Annotated in this window: 10 protein-coding genes; 4 read left to right on the top strand and 6 right to left on the bottom strand. The window is 61.0% G+C overall.

Annotated elements, in window-relative coordinates; all coding sequences use genetic code 11:
- The first annotated feature begins 6 nt into the window (after window positions 1–6).
- The gene (locus tag CA833_RS19155; protein ID WP_001389365.1) at window positions 7–771 is read left to right on the top strand and encodes an IS6-like element IS6100 family transposase; all 765 of its coding nucleotides are present in this window, start codon (window positions 7–9) and stop codon (window positions 769–771) included.
- Between the two features lie 65 nt (window positions 772–836).
- On the top strand, window positions 837–1,607 hold the full coding sequence (locus tag CA833_RS19150; protein WP_207080807.1) for an LLM class F420-dependent oxidoreductase: 771 nt from the start codon (window positions 837–839) through the stop codon (window positions 1,605–1,607).
- Window positions 1,608–1,615: 8 nt separating this feature from the next.
- Here the strand turns inward: CA833_RS19150 and CA833_RS19145 are convergent, their stop codons facing one another.
- From CA833_RS19145 to phbB, 6 genes are all read right to left on the bottom strand, one after another.
- Window positions 1,616–2,743: an ABC transporter permease gene (locus CA833_RS19145; protein ID WP_207080806.1), complete on the bottom strand. Its 1,128-nt coding sequence runs from the start codon at window positions 2,741–2,743 to the stop codon at window positions 1,616–1,618.
- Between the two features lie 2 nt (window positions 2,744–2,745).
- Window positions 2,746–5,463, bottom strand: coding sequence for a ribosome-associated ATPase/putative transporter RbbA (rbbA, locus tag CA833_RS19140; RefSeq protein ID WP_122129140.1), 2,718 nt, complete (start codon window positions 5,461–5,463; stop codon window positions 2,746–2,748).
- 28 nt (window positions 5,464–5,491) lie between these two features.
- A complete protein-coding gene (locus CA833_RS19135; protein WP_122129141.1) occupies window positions 5,492–6,568 on the bottom strand; it encodes an HlyD family secretion protein in 1,077 nt (358 codons plus the stop codon).
- Window positions 6,565–8,055: an efflux transporter outer membrane subunit gene (locus CA833_RS19130; protein ID WP_122129200.1), complete on the bottom strand. Its 1,491-nt coding sequence runs from the start codon at window positions 8,053–8,055 to the stop codon at window positions 6,565–6,567. The genes CA833_RS19135 and CA833_RS19130 overlap by 4 nt, the downstream gene beginning before the upstream one ends.
- A gap of 108 nt (window positions 8,056–8,163) precedes the next feature.
- The gene (locus CA833_RS19125) at window positions 8,164–8,577 is read right to left on the bottom strand and encodes a hypothetical protein (RefSeq protein WP_122129142.1); all 414 of its coding nucleotides are present in this window, start codon (window positions 8,575–8,577) and stop codon (window positions 8,164–8,166) included.
- 82 nt (window positions 8,578–8,659) lie between these two features.
- Entirely contained in the window at window positions 8,660–9,388 is a 729-nt protein-coding gene (phbB, locus tag CA833_RS19120) for an acetoacetyl-CoA reductase (RefSeq protein ID WP_122129143.1), read from the bottom strand.
- Between the two features lie 116 nt (window positions 9,389–9,504).
- On the opposite strand from phbB, the gene CA833_RS19115 reads away from it, so the two are divergent.
- Window positions 9,505–10,290: a TetR/AcrR family transcriptional regulator gene (locus CA833_RS19115; RefSeq protein WP_122129144.1), complete on the top strand. Its 786-nt coding sequence runs from the start codon at window positions 9,505–9,507 to the stop codon at window positions 10,288–10,290.
- Complete coding sequence (locus CA833_RS19110) at window positions 10,280–12,031, top strand: alpha/beta hydrolase (RefSeq protein ID WP_122129145.1); 1,752 nt, start codon at window positions 10,280–10,282, stop codon at window positions 12,029–12,031. Before CA833_RS19115 ends, CA833_RS19110 begins: the two co-directional genes overlap by 11 nt.
- Window positions 12,032–12,033 lie beyond the last annotated feature (2 nt).

Below are 12,033 nucleotides of genomic sequence, written 5' to 3'. Positions count from 1 at the left end.
GGAACGATGACGGATTTCAAGTGGCGCCATTTCCAGGGTGATGTGATCCTGTGGGCGGTGCGCTGGTATTGTCGCTATCCGATCAGCTATCGCGACCTTGAGGAAATGCTGGCGGAACGCGGCATTTCGGTCGACCATACGACGATCTATCGCTGGGTCCAGTGCTACGCCCCGGAGATGGAGAAGCGGCTGCGCTGGTTCTGGCGGCGTGGCTTTGATCCGAGCTGGCGCCTGGATGAAACCTACGTCAAGGTGCGGGGCAAGTGGACCTACCTGTACCGGGCAGTCGACAAGCGGGGCGACACGATCGATTTCTACCTGTCGCCGACCCGCAGCGCCAAGGCAGCGAAGCGGTTCCTGGGCAAGGCCCTGCGAGGCCTGAAGCACTGGGAAAAGCCTGCCACGCTCAATACCGACAAAGCGCCGAGCTATGGTGCAGCGATCACCGAATTGAAGCGCGAAGGAAAGCTGGACCGGGAGACGGCCCACCGGCAGGTGAAGTATCTCAATAACGTGATCGAGGCCGATCACGGAAAGCTCAAGATACTGATCAAGCCGGTGCGCGGTTTCAAATCGATCCCCACGGCCTATGCCACGATCAAGGGATTCGAAGTCATGCGAGCCCTGCGCAAAGGACAGGCTCGCCCCTGGTGCCTGCAGCCCGGCATCAGGGGCGAGGTGCGCCTTGTGGAGAGAGCTTTTGGCATTGGGCCCTCGGCGCTGACGGAGGCCATGGGCATGCTCAACCACCATTTCGCAGCAGCCGCCTGATCGGCGCAGAGCGACAGCCTACCTCTGACTGCCGCCAATCTTTGCAACAGAGCCATTCGCTGCTCATGTACGATCATGTCGTCGGCGCGGTGCACGAAGGACGCGATCCCCCACTATGGGGCCCCTACACCGAGCAACATCCGTTCCATGACCCGTTCACCGCATTCAGCTATCTCGCCGGCATCACCAAACGGATCGAGTTCATCACGGGCATATTGATCCTGCCCCAGCGCCAGACGGTGCTGGTTGCCAAGCAGGCGACCGATCTTGACCTTGTATCGCGCCAGCGGTTCACGCTCGGTGTCGGAACCGGCTGGAACTATGTGGAGTATGATGCGCTCGGCGAGGATTTTCACACGCGCGGCAAGAAGATGGACGAGCAGATTCCCTATCTGCGCCGGCTGTGGGGCGAACCCGTCGTCAGCTTCGAGGGGGACTTCCACAGCCTGGACCGCGGCAACATCATTCCCCGCCCCAAACGACAGATTCCGATTTTCTGCGGCGGTTTCGGCGAGGCGCCCTATCGACGCGCGGTCCGTATGGCGGACGGGTTTATCTTCGCGGCCGGTTTGGAGGAAAGTGCGCTTCCCGGCATCACCCGCATCAAGGAATTGCTCGCGCAGAGCGAACGACCAGTGGGCGGCTTCGGTTTTCACCTCGTGCTGCAGGACAAGACCGGGCGCGGGCTCGACGTGCCGGAAACACTCGACACGCTGCGCCGCTGGCGTGACGCCGGCGGCACGCATGCCAGCGTCGGCACGATGTATCGGGGCTATACAACCGCCGATGCGCATGTCGATTTCCTGACGGACGTGAAGCAGCGGCTGGATGTCTAGCTGCTGCTTCAGGCCATCGATGCGATGGTCTTGCGGAAACGCCTCAACGCGATAACGAAAAATACGGTGCCGATCGCGGTGACCGCCAGCATTTGCGGCCATACGACATCGATGCCTGCGCCACGGAACAGGATGGCCTGCCCCAGTTGCACGAAGTGCGTCGTCGGCGCGACGAGCATGACGTTCTGAACGAATTCGGGCATGCTCTCGCGCGGGGTCGTACCGCCCGAGAGCATCTGGAGCGGCAACAGTACCAGAACCGACAGCATGCCGAATTGCGGCATGTTCCGGGCGATCGTCGCCATGAATATGCCGAGTGATGTCGTCGCGAACAGAACCAGCGCAGCGCTCGCAAAGAAGAGCAGCTGAGAGCCGGCCACCGGCACGCCCAGTGCGCCCCTGACGACCAGTTGAAGTGATATGAAAGCGGCCAGCAACACAACCAGCCCCATCGACCATACCTTGCTGAGCATGATCTCAAACGGCGTCACGGGCATGACCAGCAAATGCTCGATCGTGCCATGCTCCCGTTCGCGGATCAGTGCTGCACCCGTCAGGATGATCGACAGCATCGCAATGTGGTTGATGATCTGGGACAGCGCGCCGAACCAGCTTTTATCCAGCGTGGGATTGAAGCGGGCACGCAGTTCCAGACGTACCGGCAAAGAACTTTCTCCGCGATACCGCGTCCTGAATTCTTCAACCTCGCTCAACACGATCTGCTGGATATAACCGCTGCCGGAAAAGGCCTGCGTCATCCGCGTGGCGTCCGTGTTCAACTGTATTTCGGCCGATCGCCCCGCCAGGACGTCGCGCTGGAAGCCCGATGGAATGTGCAGCACGAAAGTGTAGACGCCCGCGTCCATGCCGGGGTCGATCTGTGCTGGCGCGATCATGACAGGCTTTACGAACTGCGGCGGGTAAAAGGCCGAAGCGATCCGCTGGGAGAGCGGCGAACTGTCCTCATCCACGATAGCGATCGATGCCCTGTGCAGGCTTTCGGGAGAGGCTGTAGCGGCCGAATAGACTGCGAAAGTGAACATGAAGATGATAAGGAACAGCATGGTAGGATCCCGCCACAGGCTCCACAGCTCCTTGACGCCCAGCCGATAGATATTCGCGAACTTCCGGCGCATGATCAACGCTCCTGCTTTGCAAGGAGCATAGTAGCCACGCCGATGATCAAAGGCCCGGTAATCAGCAATGGCCAAAAGGCTCCGAGCAAGTCGGCGAAACCCAACGCCTTGTTGAAAATACCTCGACTGATCGTGAACATGTGACCCGAGGGATATATTTCGCCGATGATCCGAGCCCCGCCTTCGAGCGAGGATACGGGATCAAGCATGCCACCATAGGTAATGGTCGGAATCAGCGTACCCATCATGGCAAGGAACATCGCTGCGATCTGGCTTTGCGTAACCGCCGACGCCAACAGCCCCATGCCCGTCGATATCACGCAGAATAGCAATGCCGCCGTGACAAGCGCCATCACGTTACCGGTCGGCGGCACGTTGAACAGGAAGATCGCCATAAGGAACATGACCGCAAAATTGATCATGGCGAGCGCGATATAGGGGAGCTGCTTCCCAAGCAGGAATTCCGATCGCGTCACTGGCGTGACATACAGATTGATGATGGAACCGGTCTCTTTCTCTCGCACCACCGCCAAAGCCGTCAGCATGGCCGGCAGCATCAGCAGCAATAGCGGAATGACGACCGGTACCATCGCAGGCAGGCTGGTGACGTTGGGATTGTAACGAAAGCGATTTTCAACCGATACGGATCCAGCTGTCCCGGAAATGCCGGCCATACGCATCTGGTCGGCCAGCCAGTGCTGGTGCATGCCCTGGATATACCCCTGCACCGTTTCCGCGCGTTGCGGCATCGCGCCATCGAACCATGCACCGATGGCAACATCCTGGCCGCGTTGCACATCGCGGCCAAAATTGGGTGGTATCTCTATGGCCAGCGCCAGTTCGCCATTCTTCATCCGCCGATCGAGGTCGTCATAGTCTGTAATCGGACGTCGTTGGGTGAAATAGGGTGATCCGGAAATGTCGAGCTGGTAGCGCTCGCTCACACTGCTCTGATCCCGGTCGAGCACGGCATAGCGCAGGTCGTTGACGTCCAGCGTTATTCCGAAGCCCATCACCAGCATCAATATGACCGTGCCGCCCAGCGCCAATGTGCCCCGCACGGGATCACGCTGAAGTTCGAGCACCTCACGCCAGACATAGCTCAACATGCGCTGGAGACTGAAACTTTGCTTCACGGGAAGCGGCTCATGGACGACCCGGGCTTGATCCGGCGTCACCTCTTCCGCTTCGACCTCGCTCTCGCCCGTTGCCTCGATCAGATAGCCGATAAACGCTTCTTCGAGTGTCTTTGCGCCCCGCTTTTCCACAAGCTTCGCCGGAACGTCGCTGTCCAGCACCTTGCCCGCATGCATCATCGACATGCGATCGCACCGTTCCGCTTCATTCATGAAGTGGGTGGAAATGAAGATCGTCACCTTGTCGCGCCGCGACAGTTCGGCGAGCAGCCTCCAGAACGCATCGCGTGCAACAGGATCGACGCCGGAGGTGGGCTCGTCGAGGATCAGCAACTCGGGTTTGTGAACCATCGCGACGGCCAGGGAAAGGCGCTGACGGATACCGAGCGGCAAGCGCTCGGGCAGATCGTCCATCACAGGCTCCAGCCCGAACCGCGCCGCCATCTCTTCGACCCGGCCCGGTATTTCGTCGGCAGCCACATGGAACAGCCGGGCATGCAGCTCAAGATTCTGCCGGACCGACAGCTCGCTGTAGAGCGAGAAGGCCTGGCTCATATAGCCAACCCTGCCGCGCGTCGCCATGTCACGCGGATCAACCACGTTGCCGAACAGCCAGGCCTGCCCGTCGCTGGCTGGCAACAAGCCCGTCAGCATCTTCATCGTCGTCGACTTGCCGCAACCGTTGGAGCCAAGGAAGCCGAATATCTCGCCCCGCCGGATGCGGAAGCTGACATGATCGACCGCGACAAAGTCGCCGAAGCGCATCGACAGATTCTGGGCTTCGATGGCGATGTCATTCTCGTCAACGTCGAGCGGCGGAATGATCACCGGCTTGTGCCCGCGCTTCTTTTCCTCGGGCAACAACTCAGCAAACGCCGCCTCAAGATTGTCGGAGCCCGTACGTTCAAGGATTTCGGCGGGTGTGCCGGTGGCCAGCACTGCACCATCGTCCATCGCGACGAGCCAGTCGAAACGCTGCGCCTCGTCCATATAGGCGGTCGCCACGATCACGCTCATGCCGGGGCGCTGCTTGCGGATACGGGCGATCAGGTCCCAGAACTGCGCGCGCGCCAGCGGGTCGACACCGGTGGTCGGCTCGTCAAGGATCAACAGGTCTGGGTCGTGGATCAGCGCACAGCAAAGCCCCAGTTTCTGCTTCATCCCGCCTGACAGCTTGCCCGCCGGGCGGGACAGGAAGGAATACAGGCCGGTGCTCCGGGTAAGATCGTCGATGCGTCGCCGGCGTTCCTCTGCGCTGTGGCCAAAGAGGCGCGCGAAGAACTGCAGATTCTCTTCTACCGACAGCGTGGGGTAGAGGTTCTTGCCCAGCCCCTGCGGCATATAGGCGATGCGCGGGCAGACGGCATCCCGATGGTCGCTGTCGGCAATGTTGCCGCCCAGAACCTCGACCGTCCCCTCCTGCACTGCGCGCGCGCCGGCGATCAGCGCGAACAGGCTGGACTTGCCCACACCATCGGGGCCGATGACGCCGATCATTCGGCCGGCTTCTATATCCAGGTCGATCCCGCGCAGCGCTTCCGCCTTGCCATAGCGCAGGCGCACCTGTGCAAGGCGAACGACCATCGGGCGTTCCGCAGACAAGGCCACTGGCCTATTCCTTCACAAGATTGGAAAGACTGGCTGGCCAGGGCGTGTTGGGATCGACACGGACATAGGCCATGCCTGGCAACCCGGTCTTCACCTGCGCGATGTGACGGCGCAGAAGCGCGGGATCGATTTTTGCGCGCACCCGGAACATCAGCTTCTGGCGCTCGCTCTCCGTTTCCACCGACTTGGGCGTGAACTGCGCAACGTCGGCGACGAAACTGATCTTCGCCGGAATGACATATTGTGGAGCGGCATCGAGCACGAGACGAACCTCGCTACCGATGCCGACACGCCCGGCGGTCGTTTCCGGCAGGAAGAAGGTCATATACACATCCGACAGGTCGACCAGGTTCATCACGCGTCCGCCGCCGGCCACAACCTCGCCCGGCTGCGCCACGCGATACTGGATCCGGCCACCGCGCGGCGCGCGCAGATCGGCATCGTTGATGTCTGCCTTTATCCGCACGATCGTCGCGCGCGCCGCATCGACGTTGGAGCGCGCGCCGATCACCTGACTGCGCGACGCAGCGATTCCGGCCTGCGTCGATGCCAGTTGCGCTTTGGCCGCCTCGACGGTTGCCGCCGCCCCTTCGACGGCCGCCTGATTGTCGTCGCGCTCCTGCGCCGGCGTTGCGCCCTCACGCGCCAGCGTTTCGGACCGGGCAAGGCGCTTACGCGCGGCATTGAGCTCTGCTTCCCGCTGGCGGACTGTCGCCACCGCGGCTGCATGCTCGCTTTGCCGCTGGCCGACCTGCGTTTCGGCGATCTGGACATTGTTCAGGGCCTGCGCCAGTTGCGCCTGCGCTTCGGACAACTGCGCATTCAGCGTCTCGACATCCATATGCGCCACCACGTCGCCCGCATTGACCAGTTCGCCCTCGTCCTTGACGATATCGCGAATGCGGCCCGGGCTTTTGGCGGCAATGTCGATCTCCAGCGCCTCGATCCGCCCGTTCCCGCCGACGATGCCTTCCGGCAGCGCCGACGGCTTCAGCAGCGACCAGAGCAGAAGCCCTATTGCGGCCACGGCTGCCACGATCCCTCCCCTGATAAGCCAGGTCTTCTTCGTCGGCTGCGTCATGGATTGGATCCCCCATCAGTGTTGCCCTGAGGGCCGTTGTCAAAAGTCTGGTCAGCGACAAAACCGCCGCCCAGCGCTGAATAGAGCGCGACGATACTCGCCAGTTCGGCGCGCCGAAGCCGGACGAGCGCCTGTTCCGCGTCGAACAGATCGCGCTGCGCGTCCAGAACCTCCAGATAGGCCGATCGCCCATTGTCAAAGCGGAGCAGCGCGAGCCGCGCGCGTTCGCGTTGCGCATCGAGCATCGTGCGTGTCGTACCGATCTGAAGCTGCAACTGCCGACGCTGCACCAGCGCGTCGGAAACGTCACGAAACGCAGCCTGCACCGTACGCTCATACTCGGCGACGGCGCGTTCTTCCCGCGCCTTCGCCACGTCCAGATTGCCCTTCAGTCGACCGGCATTGAAGAGCGGCAGGGCTATGGTCGGTGCAAAGGTCCACGCCTTGCTTCCGGCTGAAAACAGTCCGTCCAGTTCGTCGCTCATGGTGCCATAGGCACCCGTCAGACTGATGTTGGGCAAAAAGGCAGCACGGGCAGCGCCGATATTGGCGTTGGCCGCGCGCAATTGATACTCGGCGGCAACAATGTCCGGACGATTGGTCAGCAGATCCGAAGGCAACCCGGCCGGCAGGACCATGTTTTCTGGCACGTCCGCAAGGGAAAGTCTGCCCGGCGAAATGTCCACCGGCCGTCCTACCAACAGCGCCAGGGCATTGCGATTGACGACGCGATCCTGCTCCAGCCCCTGCAACGTTGCCTGCGCCTGTGCCAGCAGGATCTGTGCCTGCATCATGTCCAGCTTTGAACCGGAACCAACGTCAAAGCGTCGGCGCATGATGCGCAGGGACTCTTCGCGTGTTCCGATGGAATCCTTTGCGAGCGCGACACGTTCCTCATATTCGCGCTCGAGCAGATAGCCATTGGCCACCTGCGCGATCAGACTGGTAGCAACACCCCTGCGGGCTTCTTCCGTGGCAAGATATTGCCACCGCGCGGCATCGCGCAGATTCCGCAGACGCCCCCAAAAGTCGATTTCCCAGCTGGCGCTCAACTGCGCGCTGATCTGTTTCACATCGACCGGTGTGGCCCCGACCGTCGGCAGGTTGAACAGCGTACGTCCCCGCGTGCCCGTTCCCACAGCATCGAGTTGAGGATACAGGGACGCCCCCTCGATACGCCAGGCCGCGCGTGCCTCCGCCACCCGCGTAGCCGCAATGCGGACATCACGATTGTTCGCAAGCGCTTCCTCGATCAGATGCTGGAGCTCGGCATGGCGAAAAAAATCACGCCAGCCCAAATATGCGATCGCCCTGCCGGGTACGGTCTCCGCATTATAGACAGCAGGGACCGGCTGGGCCGGTCGCACATGGTCCGGCGCGAATGAACATCCCGAAAGAAAGCCGAAAACAGCAAGCGCGCAGGCGGCCCGTGACGCTTGCCACCCTCTTCGGGCCTCCCCTGTTCCAAAACCAAATTTGTGCCGCACATCGTCCCTTTCTGACGCCACGATCAAGTTCCAGCCAGCCTGCACACGCACCTCCTAGCCCTCATGAAATATGGAAGGAGAGGTCCATGACTCTGACTCAAGCAATCATCAGGACGCCGGCTTTTTCTCGGCTTTGCCTTTCTCGCCTGCGGCAGCACCGGGCCACAACTTCGACAAGGATGATGTCCATGTCTCAAAGGCTGCAGCGAGCTGTTGACGGCCGGCGTCGGCCTCAAAGCAATGGCCGACGTCCGCCTGCCACGCTTTGAAGGCTGCCCTGGTTTCTTCCATGGTCGCTTGCCGGTTTTGTTCGATTTCCTGCCATATCTCCGAGAATCCGGAGAAGTTCGGCGCATGCACAGGTTGCGCCTGTTCGCCGTTCTTGGGCGACAGGATCGCAAGCGTATGCGTCGCGATGCTCGCCTGGCGTTCGCCCGCATGCCGCATGATCTCGGCATATTTCAAAAGCAGGTCCCGGTTCGCACCGGCAACAGTCGTCCATTGATCGAAGGGATAGCTCATCTGAAAAATCCTTTCAGGTCAGTTCAAGGTTACGTGGAGACGCGGGGATTGATGCCCCCGTAAGGTAGGTGAAAGCGCAGCATCACCCATTGGCAATATATTGCCCACCGTTCACGGTAAGGACCGATCCGGTGCAAAAACTGGCCATTGGAGAAACCAACCAGGTCACAGCAGAGGCGATTTCATCGGGCGCCCCAAGGCGACCCACCGGAATCGTGGACACGATCTTCGCTTTGACCTCATCCGGAACCATAGCGACCATATCAGTGTCGATATAACCGGGGCACACTGCGTTGACCGTGATGCCGCGTGCGGCGTTTTCCTGCGCCAGCGCCTTGGTGAAGCCGATCACGCCAGCCTTCGCGGAAGAGTAGTTGACCTGCCCGACCTGCCCCTTTTGGCCATTGATCGACGAAATATTGATGACGCGGCCGGAACGCCGCTCGCGCATGCCCTCGATCACAGGCCGCGTCATCGCAAACATGGAATCGAGATTGGTGGACAGTACGGCCCGCCAATCCTCCCACTTCATCTTGTGAAACATCACGTCGCGTGTGATTCCTGCATTATTCACAAGAACGGAAACAGGGCCGAGTTCCTGTTCAACCCGCGCAGTGCCCTCGAGGCAGGCCGCCTCGTCCGAAACATCCCATTTGAATATCGGCACAGCATTTTCCCGAGCAAAGCGCTCAGCCGCCACATCGTTGCCGTGATAGATGGCTGCGACCTGATATCCTTCTTTTTTCAAGGCCTTCGTGACCGCGGCACCTATGCCGCGTGTCCCGCCTGTTACGATCGCGATTCCAGTCATCGAGAACTCAGCTCCTTTGTCGCTCGGATGATCGCCTTTCACTCTTTCCATCGGCACGCAGGAATCAGTATGTATACGTATAAGTGTATATATCGCTTCAGGTCATATTCCAGCCTATGATTCTGCATTCGCGCACCGAGGAAAAAGAAATGGGCAAAGCCATACCGGGACAGCCCCAGATACCCGCACCGCACTCGAGAATTGGCCGGCCGCCCGGCTCCATCACCACATTGCTGGGCACCCATATTCTGGAGGTCGCGACCCAGCAGTTTTTCCTGCGCGGCTACGAAGCAACGAGCATGGATGCCGTGGCTGCGGCGGCGCAGGTCAGCAAACGTACGCTCTATCAGCGCTTCGGGTCGAAGCGCGGCTTGCTCTTGGCCATTCGCGAACAGGAAAGAGGCTATTTTGCGGCTCTTGTGGACACGCCACTGCCGCAAGGGAATGTTCGAAGAAAGATGGCCTTCCTTGCCAACATTCTTGTCGAGGCGACCACCACACCAAGAGCGCTGGCATTCATGGGGCTCAGGGAGGAACTGCGTCGCCTGGAACCCGATCTGGAAGACGGGACATATCAGCGCGTAATCGACCACTGGGTCAGCGCGTTTCAAAACATTTTACGGAGCGACCCTGGGGTGTCGGAAGCGACGCCGGAGCAAATCGACTTCGTTGCCGGCTTCCTGTTTGACGCGCTTGTAACGATCCCCCAGCGACGCATCCTGCGGCAGGGCGGCCTGTCGAACACAGCCGAGGAAAAGACGGCGTTCATTGACGCTACGCTGGATCTGCTCGCCAGCGGTGTGCCTGCCCTTCGCGCCTCATCCGAAGATGATCCCGCAACACTTCTTGGCGCACGGCAGCAACGGACGATGATCTATGGGGAGGTGCCACATGCCCGCTGAGCAAGAGCGCCCCGATCCGCTGGACAGTATTTGCGATGTGCTGGACAGAGCCGCCGCGTCGGCCGTCGCTCAGGCGACTTTCGGCCTTTCACCCTCGACACTTGCGCTCGCCGCCTCTGACTGGGCGATGCATCTTGCCCGTTCTCCGGGGAAGCAGCTTCAACTCGGCGCGAAACTGTCCCGCAAATATCTTCGCATGCTGGATTTCGTCGCGCGCAGCGCCAAGGATCCCGATGCCGCTCCGGCCATCGAACCGCTGCCGCAGGATCGGCGATTTGCGGATGCCGCCTGGAAACAGCCACCGTTCAATCTGCTCGCCCAGTCCTTCCTTCTCAATCAGCAATGGTGGCACGCCGCGACCACCGGGATCGGCGGGGTCAGCAGGCATCATGAAGACATTATGGAGTTCACGGCACGCCAGATGCTCGACATGTTTGCGCCGACAAACTTCATCGCCACGAACCCGGTGGTACAACAAAGAATAGTGGAAACCGGCGGCCAGTGCCTGGCCGACGGCATGCGTCATTTCTTTGAGGATGTGCAACGCACGGCGCGCGGAGAGCGCCCGGTCGGCACGGAGGATTTTGTCGTCGGCGAGAATGTCGCCACGGCAAGGGGCAAGGTCGTCTTCCGCAACCGGCTCATGGAACTCATCCAGTATGAACCGACCACAGAGACGGTCCGGCCAGAGCCGGTTTTGATCGTGCCCGCCTGGATCATGAAATACTACATCCTGGATCTGTCGCCCGGAAACTCGCTGGTTCGATGGCTGACGGGGCAAGGCTACACTGTCTTCATGATCTCGTGGCACAATCCCGGCACGCAGGATCGCGACCTCGACCTTGATGATTATCGCCGCCTCGGGCCGATCGCCGCGCTGGATGCGATCACGGCGATCACCGGCAGCGCAAAGGTCCATGCTGCCGGTTATTGCCTTGGCGGCACGCTCCTGTCGATCACCGCGGCGGCAATGGCCCGCGATGGCGACACCCGCCTGGCAAGCATGACACTCCTCGCCGCGCAGACCGAATTCAGCGAGCCGGGCGAACTCGGGCTCTTCATCGACGAGGCGCAACTCAACATCCTGGAAAACATGATGTGGAGCCACGGCTTCCTCGACAGCAGCCAGATGGGCGGCGCGTTTCAGCTGCTGCGTTCCAACGACCTTCTCTGGTCACACGTCCTTCAGACATATCTGCTGGGCGAGCGTGAGCCGATGATCGACCTGATGGCGTGGAATGCGGATGGCACCCGGATGCCTTACGCCATGCACAGCGAATATCTCAGCCGCCTGTTCCTCAATGACGACTTGGCCGAGGGCAAGTATGAAGTCGATGGCCGCACGATCGCGCTGGCGGCGATCCGTGCACCGCTCTTCGTTGTCGGCACAGAACGCGATCACGTGGCGCCATGGAAGTCGGTGCATAAGATCCACATGCTCACCGGCGCGGAAACAACCTTCGTCCTGACGAGCGGCGGCCACAATGCCGGTATCGTATCCGAGCCCGGCCGCAAGAACCGGCACTTTCAGGTGCTGACGCGCGAGATGGACGGTCCACCGCTCGACCCGACGGCATGGCGGGAGCGCGCACCCCGACAGGAGGGGTCGTGGTGGACGGCGTGGGGCGAATGGCTCGGCACACGTTCCGGCGCATCCGTACCCCCGCCATCCATGGGCGCAGCGGACAAGGGTTATCCGACGCTCGGCGACGCGCCGGGCAGCTATGTTCTGGAGAAGTAGCC

Origin of the sequence: Novosphingobium sp. KA1, assembly GCF_017309955.1 — a bacterium.
Lineage (GTDB): Bacteria > Pseudomonadota > Alphaproteobacteria > Sphingomonadales > Sphingomonadaceae > Novosphingobium.
The sequence above is the reverse complement of the archived record's forward strand: the minus strand, read 5'-3'. Positions and strand labels throughout refer to the sequence as shown.